This window comes from Massilia sp. METH4 (genome assembly GCF_037094685.1).
Taxonomy (GTDB): domain Bacteria; phylum Pseudomonadota; class Gammaproteobacteria; order Burkholderiales; family Burkholderiaceae_D; genus Rugamonas.
The window spans coordinates 3,233,684-3,260,202 of record NZ_CP146614.1; the positions used below are offsets into that span (position 1 = coordinate 3,233,684).

Genomic DNA, 26,519 nt, shown 5'->3' on the forward strand with positions numbered 1-26,519 from the left:
TCCGGAAAAGATGTCCGACACCAGGCGGCTCAGCGTCCGGAAAAGGTGTCCGACACCGGGCGGCTCAGCGTCCGGAAAAGGTGGCCGGCACCAGGCGGCTCAGCGTCCGGAAAAGGTGTCCGGCACCAGGCGGCTCAGCGTCTGGAAAAGGTGTCCGGCACCATGGCATGGGCCGTCACCGGTCCAGCGTCACTCCCATCAGGCCGATGACGACATCGTTGGCGAGCGCGCGCACGGTCACGCTCCGCAGCGTCTTCGAACTGTCCAGCGGCAGCGGCAGCACGGTGGCGGCGCCGCCGTCGATGCTTTCGCGTGCCGCCCCCTTGAACGTGGCGGCATCGGGCACGCGCACCAGCGCCGTCTTCAGGTCCACGCGCACCGGCAGGGTGCCGCACAGGCGGAACTGGTAATCGTCCACGAAGTAGTCGCGCTCGATGGGCCACCAGTTATCCGGATTGCGCAGCGGCGTGCGGGCCGTGCTGCCGTCCGTGTAGGAGACGACGATCTCGCCGTTGTCGACGCGGCTTTGCATGTGGTTCGTGGAGCCGGCCATCAGCAGGAAGGCGCGGCTCGCCCGGCCAGTGAGCGGCACCGCGATCTCGCGCGGGTAGTTGTCCCACTGCGAGGCGAAGGCCACGTTGGCGCCCGCGGGCGGGGTCGCGAAAGTCAGGCCGTTCGGCAGCGCCAATGTGCCGCCGCGCGCGCGCAGACCCGCGTCGTCGATCTTCGGCAAGTCGTTCACGTGGCCCGCCCAGGCGCCGATGCCTTGCGCGGGCAGCGCCAGCGTCACGTGCGGCGAGCGGGGCGACAGGTACTTGAAGGGCTTGAAGAGCTCCGTCACGCTGTCGTTGAATACCGCCGACAGGTCCACGTGGCGCGGCTGCACGGGCGGGCCGGCCGTCCACGAAGGATTCTCGAGCGCGCAGGCGGGGGCCGGGGCCGGCGGCGCGGCGGGACGCCACCACGTGAAGCCGCCCTGGCGCACCTGCGCGAAGCCGTCGCGCCGCGCGCCGCCCACCTGGGCCGCGTCGATAGTGTCGCCGCGCCACGCGATCTCGAGCCGTGCGCTGGCGCCGAACGGCACCGCGACCAGCAGGCGTGGTTCGCCCACGGCGTCGGCCTCGGCCTGCCAGCTTGCCGGCCTGCCGTCCACCGTCACGTCCGCATTGCCGGCGCGGGCCGGCACCTGCAAGGCGAGCTTGCCGAAGCGGGTACCCTGCTGGCTGACCTCCCACGTGTCACGGTTGCCGTCGCGGCGGTAGGCCACGGCCAAGTTCGGGTGGGCCAGGCGCGCATGGGCCCAGTCGCGCGGCAGGCCGGGGCGGATCGTGAGCACGCCGGCCAGCGCGTCGGGCCGCACGCCGAACAGGCCTTCGACGAGCGCGCGGGACATCACGCCCGAGCCGTCGGCGAAGTCGCGCTGCGACTCGCGGCGGTACACGTCCAGGTAATTCATGCTGCCGATGTTGCCGGGGCTGATGCCCATGTACAGGCTGGCCAGCAATGCGCCTTTCGCCAGCGCGAACGCCGTCTCGGCGCGGCCGGCCTGCCAGTAGGCGAGGGCCGTGTGCAGGTTCTCGGACATCACCACGTTGTTGATCGACCAGGTGTAGGGCATCCAGTCGGTGGTGGGCAGCACCGAGTACGGGCGGTCCGCCGGCACGCCGGGGCCGTGCACGGGAATCGGGCGCAGGTGGCGGTCCAGGTCGGCCGCCATGCGCGCGGCCTCGAACGGCGTGGGCACCTGCGAATCGAGCGTGTGGTAGAAGGTCCAGAGCGCGTAGCCGGGGTGCAGCTGGCGGCGGCCCAGGTGGTCTCGGTATTCGGCGAAGGCGCCGCGCCCGGGCATCCACAGCTGTTCGCGCATGGCGCGGTGGATGGCTTGCGCCTCGGCCTCGTAGGGCGCCGGGTCCTTGCCGATCAGCCGGGCGATGCGTGCGGCCATCGCGTTGTGCCAGGCGTTGTAGGCCGTGGTGTGGGTGGCGCCGCCGCCGTTGTAGTACAGGTCGTCGCTGGCCCAGATGGCGGCGTAAGCATCGTACAGGGGGAGCTTCGCGGGGCCGAACTCGCGGCGGAACAGCCGGCGTTCCCAGGCGAAGTGGCGCTCCAGCACGGGCCACACGGCGCGGGCGTATTCCAGGTCGCCGGTCCACAGCAGGTGCCGCATCAGCGCATCGACGAAGCCGATATTCATGTCGTAATGCGACTCGGTGAGGTTGCCGTTCGTGTGCATGGCCGCCCGGTTGCGGGCCAGGTTCGTGGCCCGCTCCGGTGGCGGCAGCGTGGCGGGGATCGGCGCGGTGTTCTGGCGCACGGTCCACGCATCGGCATTGCGGCGGAAGCGCTCGTGCCAGCCCAGCGCATCGAGTGCGTACGGGCCGCGCCAGCCCAGCAGCTTGGTGCGCCACGCCACGGCGCCATGCATGATCGCTTGCTGGGTGTCGTCCCACACGGCGTCGGCCGCCACGTTCAGCGCGCCCATCGCCGCGTCCAGGTAAGGGTCCGGCGTTTCGATGCGCACGCGGTTGCGCAACTGCGCGAAGTGGCCGGTCGCCTCGGCGAAGCGCCGCGGCAGGTCGGCCGGCGCGAAGCGGGGCAGCAGCGGCTCAGGCTTGCGCGTCTGCCCGCCGGCGCCGGCTTCGCTGTACACCTTCTGCTCCGCGGGCTGCTCGCGCGCCACCACCTGCAAGGCCAGGTGCACGGGCTGCGCGCCGAGTGGAACGCGGGCTACGGCCACGTTTTCCTCGCCGGCTTCGCGCGCTTCCAGCAGGGCGGGCAGGGCGTTCCACTCGCTGGCGGGGCTGATGCGCACCCGGGTCGGCGCGTCGACCGTGGCACTGATCGTTGCCTTGGGGGTGGCGACCGTGAAGCCACCCCCGTTTGTGTCGAACTTCGCGCCGCGCGCAAAGGCCGGGGAGAACTGGAAAAATTCGCCGATCGGCACGCGCTCGGTGCCGATGTCGCCGTCGCGGCGTCCCCGCTGGCCGTTGCCGGGGCCAAAGGCGAAAATCAGTTCCGTGCCCGGCGGCAGCGCGTTGCCGCTCACCCGCATGGCCAGGCCCTCGGTGGCGGCATACGCCACGGCCGCGACCTGGATGCGTCCATTCGCGCCGAGCAGGTCGTCGGCGATCTCGTAGTGCAGCTCGCCGGGGCGGTAGCGTGCCTGCACGTGGCGCGCCTCGTGCAGCCACAGCGTGCCCGCCGGCGTGCGCAGCCCGAGCCGCAGGTTGCCGCCGCGGCCGGGCAGGTACAGCGAGAATTCCGGGCGGTCGCCGCCGTCCACGCGGAAGGCCGTATTGCCGCCGTAGAGCGGGCGGTTGAAGAATTCGCGGCCGTCGTCGATCACGAAGTCGGCGCCCTCCGGCCGGTAGCGCAGCGGGCGTTCCAGCCCGCCTTGCAGGTTCGGAGCAAGGGAGGGCGCCTCGGGCTTGTAAGGCTCCGCCCCCTGGGCCGGCAGCGCACCGGCGAGCAGGCAGGCAAAGGCGACAGCGGTTCGGATGCTCATCGGGGAAAGGTAGCGGAAAACGCCCCGCGCGTGGCTGGCGTGGCCCGAATAGTCAGTTGCTTGATCGGAAAAGTTTCCTGAAACCGGGGGCTGACCCCGGTTTTCGGAAACTTTTGGCCGGCGGCCGGTGGAGGCTGTCAGAACGGCAGTGGCAGTTCGAGCGTGAGGAGCGCGGTGCCGATGGGGGTGTCGTCGCACGCGGCCCGTACTTCGAACACGCAGTCGCGGAAGGTGAGCCAGGCGGGGATGCTGAAGATGTGGTCGATGGTGTAGGTCGCGCCGGGGTGGCCCTCGGGCGGGGCCACGGCCGCGTCCTCGTAGGTGATCCAGTCGATTTCGCGGCCGTGGGCCCGCAGCGACAGGGCCAGCTTGCGCAGCGGCGGCGCCGTGTCCGCTTCCGCGCTGATTTCCACGCTCACCCAGATGCACAGCTCGGACACGGCGCCCGGCCCGTCGAGCACGATCCGGTCGTGCGCGCCGCCGACGAAGCGCAGCGACTGGGTGCCGGCGTTGTCCACGCCGTCCACGAAGCTGCACGCGAGGCGGCGCCCGGCCATCAGATGTTCTCGCTCTTCTTCAGCACCACGCGCCCGATGAGGATGCACGTGATACCGTCGCACAGCTTGCGGGGGAAGCGGCGCTGGTCGGGGTTGTCGGACGTGAGCCACCAGTGGCCTGCATCGCGCGTGAGGCGCTTCACCACCGCTTCGCCTTCGAAGTTGACGGCGAAGACCTGGCCGTCGGCCGGCGTCTTGTCCGCCGTGTTCACCACCACCACGTCGCCGCGATACAGGCGAGGTTCCATGCTTTCGCCGGTCACCTCGAGGGCGATCAGGTCGTCCGGAGCGAAGCGGTGGCGGGCCAGCCAGTCGCTTTCCACGCCGAACGAGCCGCCCGCTTCCTCGTCCGCCTCGACGGCGAAGCCCACGATGCCGGCCGACAGGCGCAGGCGCACGCGGCGGATCTGCACCACGCCATGGCTGTCGGCATCGATCGGGCGCACGCGCAGGAAGCTGGGATTCACCGAAGGTTCCTCACCGGGGGCGATCGCGCCCTGGTCGAAGAACATGGGAGGCAGCGACAGGTCGCCTTCGAGCTTGCGGGCGATCTTTTCGCTGAATGCGCGGCCTTCGCGGTAGGTGGAGGAAAGGATCTGGGAGATGCGGGCCTCGCTCCAGCCGCTGGCTTCCGCCAGGGCCTTGCGCGTGCCGCCGAATTGGTCGCGGATCAGGGAGGTGAGCCGCTCTCGTCGGTGCTGGTAGATATTCATAAAGAACGATTCATAAAGAACGATTCAGGACATGCCTGTCGATGGGTTTGTTCGATTGATTAGCAAATGCTTGACTCCGACTATAGCAATTGATAAAGTCGGTTGCAAGCGGTCTGATGTTTTTTTGCGTTCGCTCAAGCAAAAAAGCGGAACTTTTTGGACCGTGATCTCACCAGGAGACAGGCATCATGACCATCGTACTCGGCGCGGCCGGCAGCGCGCTTCTCACCATTTTTGCGGCGCCCTTGCTGGCGGGTGCCGTGGCTTGTGCCTTGACGTTCCTGTTCATGTGGCCCCGCAACCGCCGCGAGGGGTGGGTGCGCTTCATCTGCGCGATCGCGATGGCGGGCATCGCGGGGCCCTTCCTGCTGGCCGCGTTGCACTCCTGGTGGCCGACCTTGTTCGTGTCGGCCGGTTCGGTGATGGCCTTGTGCGGCATCGACCCTGCGCTCGGCGTTGCCATCGTGGGTGTGCCGATGCTGGTCGTGGCGGCGCTGCCCGCCTGGTGGCTCCTCGGCGGCATCGTGCGCTGGCTCGACCGCAGGCGCGACCAGGACATCGCCGAAATCGCCCGCTCGGCGGCCCAGGCGGTGAAGGACATCAGGAGCTCGTTCTGATCACCGCGCCAGCACCTGGGTCCAGTAAAGGGTTCCGCGCGCCGGATTGACCGCATAGCCCACGCCCATCTCCACGAACGCCGCATTCATGATGTTGGCGCAGTGGCCCGGGCTGTCCAGCCAGCCCTGCACCGCCTCTTGCGCGGTGCGCTGGCCGGAGGCGATGTTCTCGCCGATCGTGCGCCACTTGTAGCCGGCGCGAATGGCGCGGTCGCCGACCACGCTGCCGTTTTTCTGCTGGTGGCTGAACCAGCGCAGCCGGGCCATGTACTGGCTGTGCGCCAGGGCGGCCGCGTCCAGGGCGCGGTTCAGGCGCAGCGGCGGCGCGGCCGCGAACTGGCGGTCGCCGCACATGCGCGGCGCGGCGCGGGCGGCGTTCACGGCCGCCAGCGTTTCCTCGCCCACGCCTTCCGGCGCCGGCAGTTCGCGCCGCTCGGGGCGGGCCAGCACCACGTGCCAGCCGTCGGCCACGCGCACCGTGCCGATGGCTGCAACATCCGGGGAGAGCAGGCGGGCGCAGTATTTTTCGCGCAGTGCCTGCATGGCCTCGGCCGGTTCCGCCGCGCCGGAGACGAACAGCGCCTCGGCATGCTCGACGGGGTAGCCGGCCCTTTCCAGGGACGGTTCGAGAAACGTGCCGGTCGCGATGTGGATCTGCGACAGGGCCGGTTCCACGGACAGCGGCGGCATTGCCGCGGCGGCCATGCCGCCGCAGGTACCCGGGGCAGCGCGATATGCATTGACCAGGGCGGCGAGGCCTGGCCCTCCGTCGGTCACGCGCGGGGCGTGGGCGGGCAAGGCGAGGGCGGCGGCCGGCGCGAGCGCGGCCAGCACGGCAATCTTGTGTAAAGATGAAGCGAACATCGTGATAATTGCGGCGTGAAAGAACGATCTTGCCGCAAGTGGGGGCGGCCGGCAAGCGTTCAACGGCGGTTGTGGATGGTAAGCTTGCGGCTTGAAACTTGTTCGCCTGCCGATGTTGCCAGTCCCGTCCCACGAACCACTCACCGATACGCGCCCGAGCCCCGTTTCGCTCGTGCTGTACGCCACCTACAGCCCCGCCACGTCGCCCTGGGGCGTGCGCGCGTGGCGCTGGCACATCATGGCCGGACAGGTCCGCGTCGGCACGATCAGCCTGCGCGAAGGCGATACGCACGTGATCACGCACCTGCTGGGCCATATCGGCTTTGCCGTCGATGCGGCGCATCGCGGCCGGGGGTATGCCGGCCTGGCGGTGCGCGCGCTGCTGCCGGAAGCGGCCAGCCTGGGCGTGGACGCCGCCTGGATCACCACCACGCCCGACAACGCCGCCTGCCTGCGTACGCTGGAGCGGATCGGCTGCACGTTCGTGGAAGCGGTGCCGATTCCGCCCTGGTATGCCACGTGGCCGAAAGGGGAGCGCACCAAGTTGCGCTTCCGGCTGCCGGTGCCGCCGTAACCGGCGCGATTACCTGGCACGTAATTGGCGCGGCGTGGCGGCGGCGCGACACTGGACCCATCGCCAACCACTCCCAAGGAGAACGCCATGCAAACCGTCCAGCCTTCGTTCCTGCTGAAAACCATCCTGTTGATCGATGCCGCCGCCAGCGGCGCGATGGCCGCCGCCCATCTGCTGTTCCCGGGCATGCTGCAAGCCACGCTGGCCTTGCCGGGGGCGCTGTTAGCCGGCACCGGGGCGTTCCTGGTTGCCTACGTCGCGCTGCTGGTCGTGCTGGCGCGCAGCCGCACGGTGTGGCGCCCGCTGGTGCTGTTCGTGATCGCCGGGAACGTGGGCTGGGCGGCCGCCAGCCTGGCCCTGCCGGTAACCGGCATCATTGCACCGAACGCCCTGGGGACGGCCTACGTGATCGTGCAGGCGCTGGGCGTGCTGGCTTTCGCCGCCTTGCAGTATCGCGGACTGGCGCGGTCGGCACCCGCCGTGCACCGCGGAGCCGCGCTGGCATAAACACCACAGTCCCGAAAAAAAAATGGCCCGCCGAAGCGGGCCATTTTTCGTGCATGCCAGATTAACGCTTGACCGAATTGTCGTCCGCGTTGCTCGGGTTGCTGGGCGAGGTGCCCGGCGTTGCCGTTGGCGCCGTGTTGCCGCTCTGGTTCCACTGGCTGGAGTTCGTCGAACCGGAGGTGCTGGAGCCCGACGTGGTGGAGCCGGAGGTGCCGGAGCCCGAAGTGGCGGAACCCGAGGTGCCCGAATCCATCGAGCTGCTGCCCGACGTGGTGCTCGAGCCGGTTGCCGAGCTGTCGCTCGCGCCGCTGGACGAGTCGGTGCCGGTGGTGCTGCAAGCGGCCAGGCCGAAGCACAGGGCTGCCGCGAAGATAGCTTTGGTCATGGTCATGATGAGTTCCTTTTTCAGTGAGTTAATCGGTGACTCGAGCCGTGATCGTAGCAAAGTATGCAACTGGACCGCGTTCGATTGCCCTTCTTAAAAACATGTTTCCATAGGGAGAAAAGCTGGTTTCAATCGTGCGTGCATTGACAGGGCATTATGACCATGGCAGCATCTATTTCCGCACATCAACCCCGGTGATGGGCGATCCTTCACCCTGTTTTGTTGCCTGGAGTTACCGATGGACGTTCTTGCTTTCGACCAGCCCGACCTGGGCCAACGCCTCGCGGCGCTCACCGACGAACAGCTCGACGAGGCATCGTTCGGCGTCATCGGTTTCGATGACGCGACCGTGGTGCGGCGCTACAACCGCTTCGAATCGCAGGCTGCCGGCCTGTCGCCGCACAGCGTGGTGGGGCAGCCCTTCTTCACCAGCGTGGCGCCATGCATGAACAACTTCATGGTGGCGCAGCGCTTCGAGGATGCGCAGGACGACGGCGTGCCGCTCGACGAGACGATGCCCTATGTGCTGACCTTGCGCATGCGGCCAACGAAGGTGCGGCTGCGCCTGCTGGCGCTGCCCGGCGCGGCCACCCGCTACGTGCTCGTGCAACGGCAGCCGTGAATACCGAAGCTTCGGCCGGCGCGCCGGCGGATGACGGCATCGACCTCGCTGCCGAACACGAAGCGCTGATGCAGTTCCTGTACCTGGCGCCGGTGGGGCTGGTGCAGGCCAGGGGGGATGGCGAGATCACGCTGAGCAACCCGATCTCGGCGCAGCTGTTGATGCCGCTGTCGCGCGACGGCTGCCTGGACAACCTGTTTACCGCGCTGCAGGACGTGGCGCCTGAGGTGCGCAACCTGTGCGAGCAGTTCACCGCGCCGCGCGGCCGCATCTGCGACGGCCTGCACATCCATCTGCACGGCGGCGGCCGGCGCACGCCGGGCATCCTGTCGCTGTCGATCGTCAAGCTCGATCCATCCCGCCTGATGGCCGTCCTGCAGGACGTGACGCTGCAGGTGCAGCGCGACCGCCAGCTGCGCCAGAGCGACGCCTGGCTGAACGCGCTGCTGGCCAGCGTGGCCGACTATGCGCTGGTGAGCCTGGACCGCGAGGGACGCATCGAGCAATGGAACGATAGCATCGGCCGCGTGACGGGTTTCTCGGAATCGGTCGTGGGCCAGCCCTATGCCGTGTTCGAACCGGAGGACACCACCACGCCGGAACGGGCGAGAGACCTGTTGCGCGAGGCCGACGACAGCGGCTGGAGCCTCGATGAAGGCTTGCGCATGCGCGCCGACGGCACGCCCTTCTGGGGCAGCGCGATGATCACGCCGCTGCCCGAGCGCGATCCGCTGGCGCCCGATACCGAAGCCGCCTATTGCCTGGTGCTGCGCGACATCACCGATCGGCGCGACGCCAGCGAGAGCTGGCGCCAGGCCGTGTTCTCGGATCACCTGACGGGCGTGGCGAACCGGCGCGGCTTCTTCCATGCGGCGGAGCTGGAACTGGGCCGCGCGCGCCGCTTCCCGCGGCCGGTATCGCTGGCGCTGTTCGACCTCGATCATTTCAAGCGCGTCAACGACGCGCATGGCCATCCGGTGGGAGACGCGGTGCTGCGCGAGTTCGCGCAGGCGCTGCGCAACGCCTTCCGCGCCGTGGACGTGGTGGCCCGGCTGGGCGGCGAGGAGTTCGCCGTGCTGCTGCCTTCCACGGAAACGGAGCAGGCCTGCGCCGTGGCTAAGCGGCTGCTCGCAACCGTGGAAGGCCTTACCGTGCGGGTCGATGGCGTGGCCGTGGCCTTCACGGTCAGCGCCGGCGTGGCCGGCTGGAAGCCGCGGCTGGGTGGCATCGACGACCTGCTCAAGCGCGCCGACCGCGCGCTGTACGCCGCCAAGGCCGACGGCCGCAACCGCGTCGTGTGCTGGCGGCTCGACCTGCAGGATACCGCCGCATGATGGAGCACGACGACAAACTCGCCTACGAGGCGCTGATCCAGTTCCTGTACCGCACGCCGATCGGCCTGCTGCAGGCCGACATCGACGGTGCCATCGACATGCTCAACCCGATGGCCTCGCAGCTGCTGATGCCGCTGGCGCCGAATGGCTCGCTCGACAACCTGTACGCCATCTTCGCGGGCGCCGCGCCGGATTTGCGCGAGGCGGTGGCGCGCTGCGATACGCCGAGCGGCGTGGTGGTGGAGGGGCTGCGCATCGAAGCGCCGGACGGGCGCGACGGCCCGCAGGTGCTGTCGCTGTCGGTGATGAAGCTCGATCCGCACCGGCTGATGGCGGCGGTGAACGACATCACGCTGGAGTCGCGGCGGGAGCAGGAGCGGCTGGCCACCCGCCTCTCTTCGGCGGCACGCACCGATGCGCTCACGCGCATGCCGAACCGCGGCGCCGTGCACGAGGAATTGCGCCGCATCCTGGAGCGCGACCATGCCGAGCCGAAGGCCGATACCGGTTTTGCGGTGCTGTTCATGAACTGCGACCGCTTCCGCCAGGTGAACGACGCGCTGGGCCAAGCGATGGGCGACCAGCTGCTGGTGCTCGTGGCCGAACGCATTCGCAACGTGCTGCGCCCGCCCAGCGACCGCATCACGCTGGGGCAGCGCGGCGGCCAGCTGGCCGCGCGCGTGGGCGGCGACGAATTCGTGGTGGTGCTCGACGGCTTGCGCCGCGTGGAGGATGCCGAGAGCGTGGCCACGCGGCTGATCGGCGCGATCGGGCGCAGCTATCACCTGCAGGGGCATGACGTGGTGTGCAATGTGAGCGTGGGCATCGCCTGGGGCGACGGCCACGATCCCGATGCGCTGCTGCGCGACGCCGGCATCGCCATGGTGGAAGCCAAGCGGGCGGGCGGTGCCCGGTTCGTGCGCTTCGAGGCCGAAATGCGCGAGCGCTCCGCGCGCCGCAGCGATATCGAGACGGACCTGCGGCTGGCCCTGCAGTCCGACCAGCTGTTCGTGGTGTACCAGCCCGTGGTGGCGCTGCGCCCCGACGGCCGCACGGATTGTTCGGCCGGCGTGGAAGCGTTGGTGCGCTGGCGTCACCCGGTGCGCGGCATCGTGCCGCCGTTCGAATTCATCGGCGTGGCCGAGGAGTGCGGCCTGATCGGACCACTGGGCGACTTCGTGCTGGAACGCGCCAGCCGCGACTTCGTGCACTGGCAGGGCGCGCTGGGCGAGCTGGCGCCACGCCTCCTGGCAGTAAACCTGTCGCGCGCCCAGCTGGGCCAGCGCGAATGGGCCGACACCGTGGCGCGCATTCTGGCCGAAACCGGCATGGACCCGCAGCGCCTGCAACTGGAGGTGACGGAGAGCCTGGCAGCGCAGGATACCGCTGTGCAGCAACGCCTGCACGAACTGAAGGCGCTCGGCATTACGCTGGCGCTGGACGATTTCGGCACCGGTTATTCCTCGCTGGCCAGCCTGCACCTGCTGCCGGTGGACACGGTGAAGATCGACCGCTCGTTCGTGAGCCAGAGCGAGACGAGCCACCACCATCGCGTGCTGATCGAGGCCACCGTGAAGGTGGCGCAGAGCCTGGGCATGAGCACCGTGGCCGAGGGCATCGAGACGGCCGAACAGGCCATGGTGGTGCGCACGCTACGCTGCGACAAGGGGCAGGGCTACCTGTACAGCCGCCCGCTGCCGAGCGACGAGCTGGTGGCCTGGCTCAGGCAGAGCGCCTGCGCCTGAGGAATGCCATCGCCCGCGCCGCAAAGGGCAGCTTCAGGCGCGGCAGGCAGGTCGGGTTTGCGGGATCGGCCAGGAAGTCCCGCAGCACCTCGTCGAACAGCCAGGCCTCGCCCGCGTACTGCTTCTGGCGCATTGCCCCCGGCTCGCCGAGCCAGCGCAGCGCAAACCAGTCCGCCAGCAGGTCGCCCTGGGCCTCCATGTTGTAGTCCCCCAGGCGCCGGCCCGGCGCGAGCTGGTAGCGGTAGGAGAGCCCGGCGCGCAGCGCGCCGCGGCACATCACCGGGTAGCCCAGCTGCCACTGCCACACGTGCACCATCTCGTGCATGAACCACAGCAGCCGCCATGCCGGCTCGCGCGAAAAATCCTCGCGAAAATCCTCGGGCCGGAACCAGATGGCGCCATCCGGCGCCATGGCCGTGTGCGGCCACTGCACACCGAAGAACCAGCCGCGGGCGTGGATGCGTACCCGCGCATAATGGATCGCGGCGCCGAACAGCTTGCGGCAGCAGGCGATTTCGCCTTCGGTCAACGGGCGGGAGCGGTGCATGGTCGGCGTAGCGAGTGTCGTAAAAATTCGGGGACAGTCCCTGTTGTAAAAAATCGGGGACAGTCCCTGTTGTAAAAATTCGGGGACAGTCCCTGTAAAAATTTGGGGACAGTCCCCTGTTGTTAAACCACCAGTTGCTCCGGCCTGTCTGTTGTGAAGCAACCAGCCCAGCAGTGCTTTTGGGCCTTCGTCCACTACTTCTCTTCTGTCAGCCCGACAAGAAAAATGCTCGGTAAAAACGTGGTGCGGTCGCGATCGCCGGGGTTCAGGCAACAGTTGACAGGAACGCGGCGATTTCCTGGTTGACGTCCGCGGCGTGCGTGATCGGGGCCATGTGGCCGCCGGGTGTCTGCGCGGCGGTGGCGCGGGGCAGGGTGGCCGCGAGGGCGGTGGCGACGGCGCGGGTAGAGGCGGGGCCGTCGCGGCCGGAGAGCACGAGGGCGGGTACGTCGATCGCGGCCATGTCGGCGAGCGTGGCGGGTTCGGCCAGCAGGGCGACGAAGTCGAGCTTCACCTTGGCGACCTGGGTGGTGAAGCGCTCACGCAGCGGCGCGGGCATGGCGTCGAAGGCGCCCGGGCCGTTCCAGTAGTCGATGAAGCTGCGCGTGGCGTCCTCCGCGGTGGCCGCCGCCTCGATCGCGGCAATGACTGTACCCACTTCGGCGCGGCCGGGGTGGCCGGCATCGAGCAGGTGGAAGGCCACGGGTTCGAACACGGCCAGCGAGCGCACCCGGCCCGGCTGCGTGCGCGCCAGCCGCAGCGCGGTGGCGCCACCATAGGAGTGGCCCACCAGGTGGTAGGGCTCGTCCGGCTCCAGTTGCGCCGCAAGCGCTGCCTGCACCGCGTCCACTTCGTGGGCGAGCGAGAAGGCCGCCTGCATCGCGGCATTGGGGAAGGGTGCCTTGCCGTAGCCCAGCAGGTCCAGTGCGATGAAGCGGTAGGCCGCTTCGTGGGCGGCGGTCAGCGCGGCCCACTGGCTGCGCGAACTCATGGAGCTGTGCAGCAGGACGACGGCAGGGCGGGGATCAAGGGTGGTCATGGCTTTCTCTTGGATTCGGCGGACCGCGCATTATAGGGGCATCGGAACGGCGATCGGCCATGGAAGAGACGACGATGCCGGTGGCGATCGTCGTCCCGAAGCGTGCGCTTGCCGGCAGGTGCGGACGCCACGCCGGCTGGCGTTCAGCCGGTCATCAGGCGGCTTTGCGGCGACGGGCGGCGGCCCCCAGCAGGCCGAGGCCGGCCAGCATCATCGCATAGGTGCCCGGTTCCGGCACGGCGCTGACGGTGATGTTGTCCACGGCCACGTCGAAGTCCGTGAAGCCGTAAGCGAAGCCCGGCGTGTACGTGGTGAAGGCGATCTCGTCGACACCGGCCAGCACGCTGGCAAAGGTGCGGTCCTCGGGCAGGTAAGGTGTGCCATCGGACGTTTCCGCCCCATAGCCGCCCCAGCCCGACGGCAGGCCGATGGCGGAGGTGTCGTCGATCGTGACGGAGAAGTGCTGCCAGCCGCCGACGGAGGCGTCGAGCGTGCCGATCCGGGTCCACACGCTGGTGTACGGCAGGCCGTTGCTCGCGTTGTCGTAGTCGCGCAATTCCAGCACCAGGTCGCGCGTCACATCCGAGTTGAAGAAGCGCACCTGCTGCGTCAGCACGTCGATGCCGAAGGTGACGGAGGAGGAGGCCGTGTAGTCGCGCACGAAATCGGTATTCGTGCTGTTGGTGAAGCTGATACCGAAGTTGTTGATGATCGTGCGATAGGCCGGCGCGTCATTGCCCAGCGACGTGTCGATGCCGGAACCGCCCACCCCGTTCGCGGGCTGCGTTCCTTCCCAGCCTTGTGCGCCGGAAGAAAAGTCCGTCGTGGCCGCGGCGGCACTGCCCGCGGCGAAAGCCATTGCCAACACCATGTAAGCCTGCTTCATCTTCATGTGCATTCCTTTGTTGTGATGGTTGAGCACTCGTGTGGCTGAGCACACTGTCGTGCCGCGTCCGGGGTCTCCGGCACGGTTGATTTTTGGTCAACGCGGCCAAAACATTCTCGGCAGTAGCTAACCGCCAGTCCAAGAAGAAGTTGAAACAGTTGTAACAAAGTGCCGTACCAATACGGACGTGGCCGGCAGGGAAGACGGTGGGGGGATTAATGTTTGGTAGCGCTAGCGCGCGGGACGGGACGCTCGCTCGACGCCCCATCGAAATCGCGCGCGCCATGGCGGGCGGCGCAGTGACTTTATTCGTGCAAGCCGGAGTGGTTCCGGCGCCACGGTCAGTCGAGGCTGGCGTGCCGCACGCCGGCCGTCTTGTCTTCGAGTTCGAGCCGCAGTTTGGCCGCTTTCAGTGTCGCGACATCGACTTTCGGCGGGGCGCTGACCAGCAGCGGCTTCGCCCGCTGGCCCGGGTCGATCTCGGCCGCCGGCAGCTTGAAATATTCCTTCACCACGGCCGGCCGCGCTGCTTCGACGGCAGGCAGCTCGGCCGTCGTGCCGGCCATCGCCGGTTCGGCCACGGGTGCCGTGTCGGCCGGCACGGATTCGACGATCGCGCAAGGCTTGTCTGACAATATCGTGGCGCCGTTCGGGTCGATGCACTTGTGGATCTGGTCGTTGGCGACCGCACCCGAGCCGGCCAGCACGGCCAGCCCGAGAGCGGCGCAAAGCATGGAGCTTCGCATGGTTCACCTCCTGTTCGAGCGATGGAGGCAGTGTGCGCGCTGCGCGGGCGCGGGTCTGTTCGCCAACCCACGATCGGCCGGAGGACCAGTCCTACAGCGACTTCGGCATTTACTGAGCAGGGTGCGTGTCAACCACGCCCGGGATCGCCGCGGTGGGGCGGGCGAAGCGACCCTTCAGCGCATCCACGCCGGACTGCGGGCGGGCCAGCTCGCGCAGGTCGGCACGCTCGCGGCGCTTGGCCGCCGTGTCGATGCCGAGCTTGCGGTCGCGCTTCTGCACGATCGCGGGAACCGCTTCGCCGTCGCGGCTGAACGACCAGGCCAGCTTCGCTTCGCCGAGCGGCAGCGCCTCGCCCGTATGGCCCTCGTGGCCGGTATTCCAGGTATGCCAGGTCTTGCCGTAGCTGTTCATCTTGCTCTTCATCAGCGCCTTCTCGGCCGCGTCGGGGAGGCCCGGCGCGACCAGCTGGCCGCTGAGGATCTCGCCGTTGTGCGGGTGCCAGAACCTGCGTTCGGCCTCGGGCAGCAGCTGGTAAGCCTTCTCCGAGATGATGTATTCGAGGCCGTTCATATTGGCCTCGGCCGTATTGCCGTCGAACAGGATGCACTGGGCGAAATCCTCGTTGCGCTGGTGGCACCAGTGGTGCGCTTCCATCTGCAGCTCGGGGGCGTCCTTCATGGGATGGAAACCGACGAGATAGATGTCGAAGCCGCGCATGGGCGCGGCGCTCTGCAGCATCTTCGCGCCCGCTTCCAGCGCCTGGGTCCTGGCGCTTTTCGGTGCGCCGGCCGGCCCGACGGAGGGCGGGACAGCCTGCTGGGCAAGGGCGGGGGCGGCCAGCGCGCACAGGATCGTCAACAGGGCTCTCATGGGGCCTCCTTTCGGGCGGCCATGCTACAACGGCGTGCCGCGCGGCGGCGCACCTGAAGGATGCGCGGCCTACCAGGCCCGCCTGTCGCGCAGCAGCCGTTCCCAGGCCGGCACGGCCGCGTCCCAGAACGCGGGAATGGTGGCGGCTTCCACGTGCAGGCCGAGGAAGCGGGCGGCCGGTTGCAGGCTGTCGGCCAGCAGCCGTTCCGGCGAGGCCCCGTTGTCGAACGCGGCGGCCCCGGTCTGCTTCGACAGTTTCTCGCCGTCGGCATTGACCACCACCGGCACGTGCAGGTAGCGCGGGTGCGGCACGCCGAGGAGTTCCTGAAGGTAGAGCTGGCGCGGCGTGGAATCGAGCAGGTCGGCGCCGCGCACGATGTCGGTGACGCCCTGCGCCGCATCGTCGACCACCACGGCCAGCTGGTAGGCCCAGAAACCATCCGCGCGGCGGATCACGAAGTCGCCCACCTCGGCCGTGATGTCCTGTTCGACGGGGCCGTGCCAGCGGTCTTCGAAGCCGATCACGCGGCCCGGTTGCTGCGGCGTGCGCAGGCGCAGCGCGCGCGGCGCCTTGCCCGGCGCGAGGCCGGCGCGGCAGGTGCCCGGATACACGAGCGCCGCATTGTTCGACAGGCCGAGGCGCGTCTGCGAATCGGCGATCTCCTTGCGCGAGCAGCCGCACGGGTACACGTGCTGGCCCAGCTGCGCCAGCGCCGCCTCGTACAGGGGCTCGCGGCGCGTCTGCCACGTCACCTCGCCATCCCACGCCATGCCGCAGCGGCGCAGCGAGGCGAGGATGTGCTCGTCGGCGCCCGGCACGTTGCGGTCGCGGTCGAGGTCCTCGATGCGCACCAGCCACTGGCCGCCGTGCACCTTCGCGTCCAGGTAACTCGCCATCGCCGCAACGAGCGAACCGAGGTGCAGGGGACCGGTGGGGGAAGGGGCGAAGCGGCCGATGTAGGAGGACAACATTCTATTGATGGTGCTCAAAGGAAGGTGCGAAGGATACCATTTTCGTTTTCATGGACATCGATTGCCTTTAGTCTACTTAGCACACAATTTTATCTGGGGCCACTAATGTCAAGGCGTGCGAGACCGAGAAATAGCTTTAGGAATTTCAGAAGACAGCCGCTGCCTAGTAGAAAATTCAAGGCGGTTCAATGGTTAGCCTTGGGAGCAACGGCATGGTCAGGGTTGGCCGGACTCGGACTTCTGCTTGGCTACGGTGTGTCCATTTCGCTTGATGTAGCGTTTGGACTATCGCACCAGATACTTTCGTCTTCCGCTTTCGAACTCTTGGATCTGTCGGCGTACGTGATTTTGTACGCGATGAGAACGCTACTGCCTGACGGAATTCTGGCCCCAGGAGTTTGGATATACATACTTATCGTTGGGGCTAGCGTTCTAATTGTATGGGTGGCGTTCTCGATTGGTTCGCTAAGCTTTGCCTTACTTCGACGAGTGATATCCACCATCGCCGCGCACAATAGGGTCCAGGTTCGGTATAGGGAGATCAGGACCCTTGCTGACAGAGTGGTACGTCACCCTTCGTGGGCGACGATCGTAAGCATCGGGAAACTAACTGTGTGGCCCGTCTTTGCGCTTCTCGCAGCACCAGTAATTTCGCTATACGTTGTGCTGGGGTTGAGCATAATCGTAGGGTTTGGCATCGTGGCAGGCCAGGACCATATCAAGCAATACGTGATAGGCCCGAAGCACTGTAGTCCTCTTCAACCCCAGAGCACGTGGCTGGAGGCGAGGAGTGGGGAGAGAACGCGAAGTAAGCAGCGTACGGGGGAAAAGTACGCCGAGTGTGTCACCGTGCATTTCGGCGACAATAAGAAGATGAGCGGTCGGGTTGCGATGGCGACCTCGAACGCCATCATTCTTTATAACTACGAGACAGGCGCTGTGGATCGCTTGCCGATAGGTGAAGCAAGAATCGAAAAGGTGGCTTCGCTACCCGTGTCGTCACCTTCGTCGAATGATGCTGACACACAGCCGTAACCTACGTTAAATCACTGGCGCAGGATGGCTCTGCCTTTGCAGGTTCCGTAGCGTGAACAGTCGCGAATCAAGGCCACTAGCGATGGCCGCTGGTGTATCGTTCGCGTTCTAATAGGCGAAGATCTCTAGTAGGGTCATGTATGGCGTCGGGCGCCAGCAGAACCCACGCTTATGGACAGCCCTGCGGCGGTGCCCTATAGTCGGTGCTCGTCCATACCCGCGAGTGCCGGATGACTTCACGACGCCTGCTGTCCCTCGACGCCTTCCGCGGCTTCACGATCGCCGCGATGCTGTTGGTGAACAACCCCGGCGACTGGGGCAACCTGTACTCGCAGCTGGCGCACGCCGACTGGCATGGCTGGACCTTCACCGACTGGATCTTTCCGTTCTTCCTGTTCATCGGCGGCGTGTCGATGACCTTGTCGCTGGGGCGGCAGGCGGCCGGGGGCGCGAACAAGCCCGCGCTGCTGGCCAGGCTATGGCGGCGCGCCGCGCTGATCTTCGCCATCGGCCTGTTCCTGAACCTGTTTCCCACCTTCGATTTCGCCACCGTGCGGATACCCGGCGTGCTGCAGCGGATTGCGCTATGCACCGCGCTGGCTGCGCCGATCGTGATCTGGTTCGGCTGGCGCGGCCAGCTCGCGTGGATCGCGGCGCTGCTGGTGTTCTATAGCGCCGTGATGCTGTGGTTGCCGGTGCCGGGTGTCGATGGCGTGGTCGCGGCGGGCGTGCTGGAGAAGGGGCGCGATGCGGCTTCGTGGATCGACCGCATGCTGCTGGCCGGGCATCTGTGGGCACAGTCGAAGACCTGGGACCCGGAAGGGTTGTTCACGACGATCCCTGCCCTGTGCAGCCAGCTCTTCGGCGTGCTGGCCGGGCGGTGGCTGGCCGCGCACATCGATGCGGCCGAGCGCACCGTGTGGATGCTGCTGGCGGGCCTGGGGTTCGTACTGGCCGGCACGATGCTGGGCGTGGCGCTCATGCCGGTGAACAAAAGCCTGTGGACGACGTCGTTCTGCGTGATGACCACTGGCTGGGCACTGCTCGTGTTCGGCGTGTTTTACTGGCTGCTCGATGCTGCGCCCGCGGACGCGCTGCGCGCCCGCGCGGCAACGCTGGCGCGGCCGTTCGTCATCTTCGGCATGAATGCGCTGTTCCTTTACGCGCTGTCCGGCCTCGTGGTGGAGGCGATCGGGTACTTCGGCTGGCACGCGGCGCTGTATGCGCCGGTCGCCGCGCTGCCGCTGTCGCCGAAGGCCGCGTCGCTGGCCTACGCGGTGGCCTTCGTGCTGGCCATGTTCGCCGTCGCCTGGTGCCTGTGGCGGCGGCGGATCTTCATCAAGGTGTGATCAGCGGCGCTCGGTGGAGAAGACCAGCAGGCCGGCGGCGGGGAACATCAGGCCCGTCATCAGCACGCCCTGCCAGCCGTGGTGCGCATACATCCAGCCGCCCAGCGAGGAACCCAGCGCGCCGCCCATGAAGAAGATGGCCATGTACAGCCCGTTCAGGCGCGAGCGCACGTCCGCGCTGAGCGCATACAGTGCCCGCTGGCCAGTGACGAGGCTGGCGGAAACGGCGGCGTCCAGCACGATGGAAGCCAGCACCAGCACGGCCAGGTCGACCATGCGGCCGCCTTGCAGCAGCAGCGGGGCGGCGAACGACAGCACGCCGGCGACGAGCGCGATGGCCGTGGTGGAGCGCGACTTGCCCTGGTCGGCGCGGCGGCCCGCGATCGGCGAGGCGAGGGCGCCGGCCACGCCCACCAGCGCGAAGATGGCGATGCCGGTCTGCGACATGCCGAACGCGGGGCTGGCGAGGATCAGCGGTACGGTGGTCCAGAACAGGCTGAAGGCGCCGAACATGCAGAACTGGTAGGCGGAGCGGCGGCGCAGGATCGGCGTGGTCTTCAGCAGGAACCACAGCGATGCCAGCAATGCCGCGTAGTTGCCTGTATGGGTGCTGGTGTGCGCGGGCTCGCGCAGCGGCAGGCGGCGCTTCAGCACGAATGCCAGGCCGGCCATCACCAGCGCGGAAAGCATGAACACCGCATGCCAGCCGAAGGCGTCGGTAAGAAGGCTCGACACGGGCCGCGCCAGCATGATCCCCAGCAGCAGGCCGCTGACGACCTTGCCCACCGTCTGCCCGCGCGTTTCCGGCTTCGACAGGTGCGATGCGAACGGCACGATGATTTGCGCGACCACGGAGCCAACGCCGATGCAGAACGCCGCCGCCAGGAACAGCGCGGCGCTGGTGCTGAACGCCGCCACGGCCAGCGCGCACGCCACGCCGATCAGGGCCGTGACGATCAGCCTGCGGTTCTCCAGCAGGTCGCCCAGCGGCACGATGAAGATCATGCCGAGGCAATACCCCAGCTGCGTCAGCGTGACGACGAAGCCCGCCACGCCGGGCGCGAGCCCCGTCGCCTGGCTGATCGGCCCCACCAGCGGCTGGGCGTAATACAGGTTGGCGACGATGAGGCCCGTCGCCGTGGCCATCAGCCACACCATGGCGGCCGAAATATCCTGCTGTTCTTGTTGTTCTACGTGCACTGCGATTCCTTTGTGATGCTGAGAATAAATCCACGGGCCCGCCGGCCCGCCGTACCGCCCCAATTCTAGGAAACATTTCCCAACACCGGGGTCGGGCCCCGGTTTTGGGAAATATATTCAGGCGGTACTAAATTGATGTGACAAGGGGCGTGACGGGACCAAAGGAGAGGGACAGTCCCCGATTTCAAGAAATGTTTCCAAAAACCGGGGTCTGACCCCGGTTTTGGGCAACTATTGCTTATGGTTAGCCGCGCAGGATGTCACCGAGGATTTCGTAAGAGCGCAGCCGGGCGCGGTGGTCGTGGATTTGCGAGGTGACCATCAGCTCGTCGGGCCGGGTGCTGGCGATGAAGGCGTCCAGCTGGGCGGCGACGGTGGCGCGGGAGCCGGTGGCGGTGCAGGAAAGTACCGAGTCCAGCATCGCGTTTTCGGAAGGGCCGAGCGTGTCGCGGTAGTTCGCCACCGGTGGCGGCAGTCTGGAGGGGCGGCCGGTGCGCAGGTTGACGAAGGCTTGCTGCATGGACGTTGCCAGCAATTGCGCCTCTTCGTCCGTGTCCGCGGCGAACACGTTATAGCCCAGCATCACGTAGGGCTTGTCCAGCTGCGCCGACGGCTTGAAGTTCGTGCGGTAGAAGTGGATCGCCTGCATCATCATCTGCGGCGCGAAGTGCGAGGCGAACGCATACGGCAGCCCGAGGTGGGCGGCCAGCTGGGCGCCGAACAGGCTCGAACCGAGGATCCACAGCGGCACTTTGGCGCCCTGGCCCGGCACGGCCAGCACGCGCTGGCGCGGCGAGTCGCTCATGTAGTCCTGCAGTTCCAGCACGTCCTGGGGGAATTCGTCGGCGTCGGAGCCCAGGTTGCGGCGCAGTGCGCGCGCGGTGGTCTGGTCCGAGCCGGGAGCGCGGCCCAGGCCCAGGTCGATGCGGCCGGGGAACAGCGCTTCGAGGGTGCCGAACTGCTCGGCGATCACCAGCGGCGAGTGGTTCGGCAGCATGATGCCGCCGGCACCGACACGGATGGTGCTGGTGCCGCCGGCCACGTGGGCGATCACGACGGCCGTGGCGGCGCTGGCGATGCCGGGCATGCCGTGGTGCTCGGCCAGCCAGTAGCGCTGGAAGCCCCAGCGTTCGCCGTGCTGCGCCAGCTCCAGCGTGTTGCGCAGCGATTCGCCGGCGTGGCTGCCTTCGGCGATGGGAGATAGATCGAGAATCGAAAATGGAAAATTCGGTGGAATCATTGAAGTTTTACCAGGGTACCGACCGCCGGGACGGCGCGGCCCTGCCTTTCATGCAAAGTTCCCGTTTCGGGCAGGGCCGGAGGGCGCGGCTCAAACGGTGTCGTGCATTGTGGCACGGCTGGCGCGTTCCTGCAGGAGGGCGCGCAGCTGGGTGGGCTGCAGGGGTTTGACGATATGCCGGTGGAAGCCCGCCGCCTGGGAGCTTTGCTGGTCCTTTTCCTGTCCCCAGCCGGTCACGGCCACCAGCATGCAGCCGCGGTGGCGCGGATCGGCGCGCAGGCGCCGCGCCAGCTCGTAGCCATCCATGCGCGGCATGCCGATGTCGAGGAAGGCAATCTGCGGCGCGAAGGTGTCGGCGCTGCGCAGCGCCGACAGGCCGTCATAGCACACGTTCACCGTCTGCCCGGCGGCGATCAGGAGGGTGCGCAGCGTGTTGGCGTGGTCGATGTTGTCGTCCGCCACGAGCACGCGCAGCGGCGGCAGCGGCTCCGCGCCGGCATCGGCGTCCGGCGTCGGCACCGCACCCGCAACGCTGACGGGCAGCTCCAGGGCGAAAGTGCTGCCCAGGTCCTTGCCCGGGCTGGTGGCCGCCAGGGTGCCGCCATGCAGCTCGACGAGCCGGCGCGCCAGCGACAAACCGATACCCAGGCCCGCCTGCGCGCGGCCCAGCGAGCGGTCGGCCTGGAAGAAGATGTCGAACACATGGGGCAGCACGTCGGCGGGAATGCCGATGCCGTTGTCGCTGATCTCGATGCGCACCCGCTCCGGCGCGTGCAGGCGCACCGCGTGCAGCGCGATGCGCCCGCCGTTCGGCGTGTACTTGGCGGCATTGTTCAGCAGGTTCGACAGCACCTGCGCCAGCCGCGTGGCATCACCGCGCAGGTGCACCGGCTCCTCGGGCACGTTCACCGACAGGGCGTGGCGGCGCTGCGCGATCAGCGGGCCGGCCGTTTCCAGCGAATGGGTGACCACATCCTGCAGCACGATCGCGTCGTCGCGGATGCCCAGCTTGCCGGTGGTGATGCGCGAGACATCGAGCAGGTCGTCGACCAGGCGCACCATCTGCTTCAGCTGGCGCTCGATGATGTCCAGCACGTTCGGCGGCGGTGGCTTGCCGGGCCCGCCCAGCCGCATGATCTCCAGCGCGTTGACGAGCGGCGCCATCGGATTGCGCAGCTCGTGCGCCAGGGTGGCCAGGAATTCATCCTTGCGCAGGTCGGCCGCCTGCAGCGCTTCCTGGGCCGCGCGGCGTTCGCGCAATTCGCTGTCGGCGCGGCCGCGCGCCTCGTCCAGCGCGGCGGCGGCGCGCACCAGCGAATCGGCCACCTGCTGTGCTTCGGAAAAGTCCACGATCGCCGGCTTCACGGCCTGGCCGGTGCCGAGCGCCGTCGCCGGTTCGATCAGCGCCTGCACCGAGTGCGCGATGCGGCCGCCCACCAGCCATGCCATGCCCAGGCCCAGGGCCAGGATCACCACGGTGGCGATGATCAGCGATTCGAGCGTGCGCATCAGTCCCGCCGCGAGGTTCGCATGGGGGATGCCGAGGGTGACGCTCCAGCCGGACTTGGCGGAACGGCTATACAGCATCACGACGCTCTTGCCATCGACAGTACTGCCGTCGAAGGTATCCTCGAGCTGGCGACGCATGCGCTCGACCAGATCGGGCGCGGGCAGGGTGCCGCGGTAGCGCTCGATATCGACATTGCGGGCGACGATGCGCAGGTCGCCGTCGAGGATCGAGGCGCGCCATGACGAGGGAACCTGCTGGTCGCGCAGGATGGCGCCCAGTGCAGCCGGCAGCACCTGGGCGGCCAGCACGTAGCGCACCGCGCCGTCGCGCTTGACGGGCACGCCCACCGTGATCGTCTGCCCGCGCGCCCCGTCGCGGGTCAGGCCGCTCACGACGGGTTGCCCGGTGCGCATCACGTCGCGCAGCAGGGTTGCATTGCCGGCGCCGGCCGGCCCCGGCAAGGGAGCGGTGTTCATCAACTGGCGGCGCGTCGCTGCGTCGTACAGCACGATTTCCGTGATCGGCAGGATCGCGTGCACATTGGTGGCCTGGCGGTGGAATTCGGCCAGTTCGGCATCGTCGATATCGTCGGTCACGGACAGCGCCGACAGCGCGGTGATGACGGTATCGAAATCGCGGTCGACGACCGAGACCATCGAGCGCGCCGTCGCCATCGCTTCGCCCAGCAGGCTGGCGCGCTCCACGCGGTAATGGTCATAGATCAGGAACGCCGAAACGATCGCGGCGGGCAGCACGCAACTGAGGACCAGCAGCGCCAACCGGAACCGTATCGTGGGCAGGCGCGGGTGGACGTGGGGAGGCAACGGGCTTGTCTGCACGAAACGGCGGCGTGTACACTGGGTTAATAGTTGTACAAAGGTACCATAGCTTGAGCCTGATGACAGCAGGCAATTCGCCGTGCACGGCTGCCTGTTGCGCCCAACAACCACACACCTATCCCGCCCATGCTGAAGAAAGCGCTCATCTCCCTGCTGCCCCTGATGTTCACCCATGCGGTGCAAGCCGCGCCGAGCCAGGCCGCCATCGCGGCCGCGGACCATGCCCGCACCGCCTATCACGACAGGGTCATCGACAGCCTGGCGAAGATGGTCCGCTTCAACACGGTGGCGCAGGAGGGCGTGCCGTGCGAACGCAATGCGCAGCACATCGCCTTCAAGGCCTTCCTGCGCGAGGAGGCGGACCGCCTGGGCTTCGACTTCGACGATGCCGGCTGCGTGGTCGTCATCGGCCTCGGCGCCGGGAAGGAGAGGGTGGGCATCGTCACGCATGGCGACGTGCAGCCCGTCGATCCATCGAAGTGGAAGCAGTCGCCGTTCACGCTGGACCGCACCAGCGAACCTGGCCTGTTGCTGGGCCGCGGCACCGAGGACGACAAGGGCCCGATCGCCACCGCGCTGTATGCGATGAAGGCGATCAGCGACCGCAAGCTGCCGCTGGGCAAGCCCATCGAGCTGTATGTGTACATGGCCGAGGAGTCGGACTGGGGGCCGCTGGAGACTTACCTGAAGACCCACACGCCGCCCCAGGTGAACATCACGCTGGACGCCGAGTACCCGGTGGTGACGGCGGAGAAGGGCTGGGGACTGGTCGCCGTGACGATCCCGGATCTGCCGGCCGCGCCTCCTTCCGCGCCTCCTGCCGATCCTGTGCTGGCATCGTTCACGGGCGGCTTCTTCAACAGCCAGATTCCCGAAGATGCCGTGGCCGTCATCGATGGCGCAACGCCGGAGCTGGAGCGGCGCATCCGCGCCCGTGCGGCGGCGCAGAAGGGCATGCGCTACGAATTCACGCGCAACGGTGCGCAATGGAAGATCACGGCAAAGGGCGTGTCGGCCCATTCCTCGAAGCCGGAAGACGGCGTCAACGCCATCGCCATGCTGGCCGATGCGCTGGCCGTGCAGCCGTGGCAGGGCACGACGGCGGGCGCGATGGTGTCGTTCCTGAACGATCTCGTGGGAACAAGCCTGTACGGCGAAAAATTCGGCGACGTGGCCTACCGCGACCCCTTCATGGGGCCGATGACGGTGGCGCCCGTGGTGCTGAAGGCCGATGCCGGCGGCCTGCAGCTGAACCTCAATCTGCGCCGCCCGCGCGGCAAGACGGGCACCGAGCTGGAGCGCCAGTTCCGCACCGCCTTCGATGCATGGAAAGCCACGCGCGTACCCGCCGCCACGTTGAAGGCGCAGATCGGCGAGCCGTGGCTGCGCGAAGATGCCCCGCAGGTGCCGGTACTGCTCGACGTGTTCGCGCACTACACGGGAGCCCGCGACCCGAAGCCCGTATCGATCGGCGGCGGCACGAATTCGCGCCTGTTCCCCAACGCCGTCAGTTTCGGCCCAGGCATGCCGGGTACGGTGTACACCGGCCATTCGGAGCACGAATTCATCAGCGAAAAACAGCTGTCATTGAACCTGCAGATGTATACCGCGGTGCTGGTCGAATTGGCAAAATAATTGGCGATATAACCAGGAGCACAATGCCGGCCGGGCTGGCATTTGAATAAAGTTATTGAATGTTTCATCAGTGGCCGGATTGGAAACACATTGTTGTTTCGATCCGGCTTTTTTCTTCGCGCGCTACAAATAAATTTCCTCCCGGCGCAAATTCATTTACCATAAGCAATAGAGCCGCTGTCACGCGGCCGCCAGCCAGTGCCCGGCTGACTCCAGGGCATTACCGTTCATTTGTTATCGGATCATGCCGGCCTTTATTCAAAAGGCGGGTCGGGGATTTGCATGCTGCGTCGACTGACTTTCATTGTTTCCTTATTCATCTCCTGGTCCGTCAATAGTATGGAAATGAGCGTACCCAACGCGGTGGCCGCCGCGGAGCCGATCGAGCTGAAACCGGCCCCCCGCCGCGGCGCGCTGTACCGCGTGAGCCACGATGGCAAGACGAGCTATCTGTTCGGCACGATCCACGTCGGCAAGCAGGGCTTCTTCCCGCTCGAGCCGGAGGTGACGCAGGCGCTGTCGCATGCCAGCTCGCTCGTGCTGGAACTCGATACCCGTGCGTATGAGCCGTTCCAGCGTGCGCTGGCGAAGTACGGCACCTACCCGCAGGGCGAATCGATCACGCGCCACCTGTCGCCGCACGCCCTCGCCAGGCTCGAGGTGGCGCTCGCCAGGGCGGGCATTCCGCTGCGCAATGTCGAGGGTTACCGGCCGTGGCTAGTGGCGAACATCCTGGTCGGCAGCGAGATCGAAAGGCATGGCTACCACCGCAGCAACGGGGTGGAAGGCTTCCTGCTTTCGGCCGCCGTGCAGCAGAAGAAGCGCGTGCGCGAACTGGAAACGGCCGATTACCAGCTCAGCCTGTTCGCCTCGCTGGACGATGTACAGCAGGAGCAATACCTGCTCGAAAACCTCGACGACCTGGAAAACGGCAAGGCATTGCAGAAATCGGCCGGCCTGATCGACGCGTGGAGCACGGCGGACGCGGCGCGCATCGCCGCGCTGGCCCGCGAGCTGACCACGGGCGACACGGTATCGGCCACGTTCATGGACCGCACGCTGCTGCGCCAGCGTAACCCGCAGATGACCGCCCATATCGAAGCGATCATGCGCAGCGACGAGGTAGCCTTCGTCGGCATCGGCCTGCTGCACCTGGTGGGCGAGGACAGCATTCCCGAACTGCTGCGCCGCCGCGGCTACGACGTCCAGCAGATGTACTGACAGGCC

Annotated in this window: 23 protein-coding genes; 10 read left to right on the forward strand and 13 right to left on the reverse strand. The window is 67.4% G+C overall.

Going from position 1 to position 26,519, the window contains the following annotated elements:
• Positions 1-175 precede the first annotated feature (175 nt).
• From V6Z91_RS14185 to V6Z91_RS14195, 3 genes are all read right to left on the reverse strand, one after another.
• Positions 176-3,505, reverse strand: coding sequence for a DUF4450 domain-containing protein (locus tag V6Z91_RS14185; protein WP_338771343.1), 3,330 nt, complete (start codon positions 3,503-3,505; stop codon positions 176-178).
• A 137-nt stretch (positions 3,506-3,642) separates the two neighbouring features.
• Positions 3,643-4,062, reverse strand: a complete 420-nt coding sequence (locus V6Z91_RS14190; RefSeq protein ID WP_338771345.1) for a hypothetical protein — start codon at positions 4,060-4,062, stop codon at positions 3,643-3,645.
• Complete coding sequence (locus tag V6Z91_RS14195) at positions 4,062-4,775, reverse strand: LexA family transcriptional regulator (RefSeq protein WP_338771347.1); 714 nt, start codon at positions 4,773-4,775, stop codon at positions 4,062-4,064. Before V6Z91_RS14195 ends, V6Z91_RS14190 begins: the two co-directional genes overlap by 1 nt.
• A 188-nt stretch (positions 4,776-4,963) precedes the next feature.
• On the opposite strand from V6Z91_RS14195, the gene V6Z91_RS14200 reads away from it, so the two are divergent.
• Positions 4,964-5,392 carry a hypothetical protein gene (locus tag V6Z91_RS14200; RefSeq protein WP_338771348.1) on the forward strand — a complete coding sequence of 143 codons (429 nt, stop codon included), beginning with the start codon at positions 4,964-4,966 and terminating at the stop codon, positions 5,390-5,392.
• On the opposite strand, the gene V6Z91_RS14205 is transcribed toward V6Z91_RS14200, so the two are convergent.
• The gene (locus V6Z91_RS14205; RefSeq protein WP_338771350.1) at positions 5,393-6,256 is read right to left on the reverse strand and encodes a CAP domain-containing protein; all 864 of its coding nucleotides are present in this window, start codon (positions 6,254-6,256) and stop codon (positions 5,393-5,395) included.
• 91 nt (positions 6,257-6,347) lie between these two features.
• Here V6Z91_RS14205 and V6Z91_RS14210 point away from each other — a divergent pair, with 91 nt between their 5' ends.
• From V6Z91_RS14210 to V6Z91_RS14235, 6 genes are all read left to right on the forward strand, one after another.
• Positions 6,348-6,830 (forward strand): GNAT family N-acetyltransferase, encoded by a 483-nt coding sequence (locus V6Z91_RS14210; protein ID WP_338771351.1) that lies wholly within the window; start codon positions 6,348-6,350, stop codon positions 6,828-6,830.
• 87 nt (positions 6,831-6,917) lie between these two features.
• Positions 6,918-7,337 (forward strand): hypothetical protein, encoded by a 420-nt coding sequence (locus tag V6Z91_RS14215; RefSeq protein WP_338771352.1) that lies wholly within the window; start codon positions 6,918-6,920, stop codon positions 7,335-7,337.
• A gap of 68 nt (positions 7,338-7,405) precedes the next feature.
• Complete coding sequence (locus V6Z91_RS14220; protein ID WP_338771353.1) at positions 7,406-7,819, forward strand: hypothetical protein; 414 nt, start codon at positions 7,406-7,408, stop codon at positions 7,817-7,819.
• Between the two features lie 141 nt (positions 7,820-7,960).
• A complete protein-coding gene (locus V6Z91_RS14225; RefSeq protein WP_338771354.1) occupies positions 7,961-8,344 on the forward strand; it encodes a phosphonate transporter in 384 nt (127 codons plus the stop codon).
• A complete protein-coding gene (locus V6Z91_RS14230) occupies positions 8,341-9,678 on the forward strand; it encodes a diguanylate cyclase (protein ID WP_338771355.1) in 1,338 nt (445 codons plus the stop codon). Before V6Z91_RS14225 ends, V6Z91_RS14230 begins: the two co-directional genes overlap by 4 nt.
• Complete coding sequence (locus V6Z91_RS14235) at positions 9,675-11,423, forward strand: EAL domain-containing protein (protein ID WP_338771356.1); 1,749 nt, start codon at positions 9,675-9,677, stop codon at positions 11,421-11,423. Before V6Z91_RS14230 ends, V6Z91_RS14235 begins: the two co-directional genes overlap by 4 nt.
• Here V6Z91_RS14235 and V6Z91_RS14240 read toward each other — a convergent pair.
• The 6 genes from V6Z91_RS14240 to gluQRS form a co-directional block, all read right to left on the reverse strand.
• Positions 11,401-11,970, reverse strand: coding sequence for a Rhs element Vgr protein (locus tag V6Z91_RS14240; RefSeq protein ID WP_338771358.1), 570 nt, complete (start codon positions 11,968-11,970; stop codon positions 11,401-11,403). The two genes, V6Z91_RS14235 and V6Z91_RS14240, sit on opposite strands and share 23 nt — an antisense overlap.
• Positions 11,971-12,235: 265 nt before the next feature.
• Positions 12,236-13,009, reverse strand: a complete 774-nt coding sequence (locus V6Z91_RS14245; RefSeq protein WP_338771360.1) for an alpha/beta hydrolase — start codon at positions 13,007-13,009, stop codon at positions 12,236-12,238.
• A gap of 154 nt (positions 13,010-13,163) precedes the next feature.
• Entirely contained in the window at positions 13,164-13,901 is a 738-nt protein-coding gene (locus tag V6Z91_RS14250; RefSeq protein WP_338771362.1) for a PEP-CTERM sorting domain-containing protein, read from the reverse strand.
• Between the two features lie 335 nt (positions 13,902-14,236).
• Positions 14,237-14,641: a hypothetical protein gene (locus tag V6Z91_RS14255; RefSeq protein ID WP_338771364.1), complete on the reverse strand. Its 405-nt coding sequence runs from the start codon at positions 14,639-14,641 to the stop codon at positions 14,237-14,239.
• A gap of 109 nt (positions 14,642-14,750) precedes the next feature.
• Entirely contained in the window at positions 14,751-15,512 is a 762-nt protein-coding gene (locus tag V6Z91_RS14260; RefSeq protein WP_338771366.1) for an OBAP family protein, read from the reverse strand.
• A gap of 69 nt (positions 15,513-15,581) precedes the next feature.
• Positions 15,582-16,484 (reverse strand): tRNA glutamyl-Q(34) synthetase GluQRS, encoded by a 903-nt coding sequence (gene gluQRS / locus V6Z91_RS14265; RefSeq protein ID WP_338771367.1) that lies wholly within the window; start codon positions 16,482-16,484, stop codon positions 15,582-15,584.
• Positions 16,485-17,749: 1,265 nt separating this feature from the next.
• On the opposite strand from gluQRS, the gene V6Z91_RS14270 reads away from it, so the two are divergent.
• Positions 17,750-18,868, forward strand: coding sequence for a hypothetical protein (locus tag V6Z91_RS14270; RefSeq protein WP_338771369.1), 1,119 nt, complete (start codon positions 17,750-17,752; stop codon positions 18,866-18,868).
• Here the strand turns inward: V6Z91_RS14270 and V6Z91_RS14275 are convergent, their stop codons facing one another.
• From V6Z91_RS14275 to V6Z91_RS14285, 3 genes are all read right to left on the reverse strand, one after another.
• Positions 18,869-20,026 (reverse strand): MFS transporter, encoded by a 1,158-nt coding sequence (locus V6Z91_RS14275; protein ID WP_338771848.1) that lies wholly within the window; start codon positions 20,024-20,026, stop codon positions 18,869-18,871.
• 286 nt (positions 20,027-20,312) lie between these two features.
• The gene (locus V6Z91_RS14280) at positions 20,313-21,308 is read right to left on the reverse strand and encodes an LLM class flavin-dependent oxidoreductase (RefSeq protein ID WP_338771370.1); all 996 of its coding nucleotides are present in this window, start codon (positions 21,306-21,308) and stop codon (positions 20,313-20,315) included.
• Positions 21,309-21,398: 90 nt separating this feature from the next.
• On the reverse strand, positions 21,399-23,642 hold the full coding sequence (locus V6Z91_RS14285) for an ATP-binding protein (protein WP_338771371.1): 2,244 nt from the start codon (positions 23,640-23,642) through the stop codon (positions 21,399-21,401).
• A 141-nt stretch (positions 23,643-23,783) separates the two neighbouring features.
• On the opposite strand from V6Z91_RS14285, the gene V6Z91_RS14290 reads away from it, so the two are divergent.
• Complete coding sequence (locus tag V6Z91_RS14290; protein ID WP_338771374.1) at positions 23,784-25,292, forward strand: dipeptidase; 1,509 nt, start codon at positions 23,784-23,786, stop codon at positions 25,290-25,292.
• 345 nt (positions 25,293-25,637) lie between these two features.
• Complete coding sequence (locus V6Z91_RS14295) at positions 25,638-26,513, forward strand: TraB/GumN family protein (protein ID WP_338771376.1); 876 nt, start codon at positions 25,638-25,640, stop codon at positions 26,511-26,513.
• Positions 26,514-26,519: the final 6 nt, after the last annotated feature.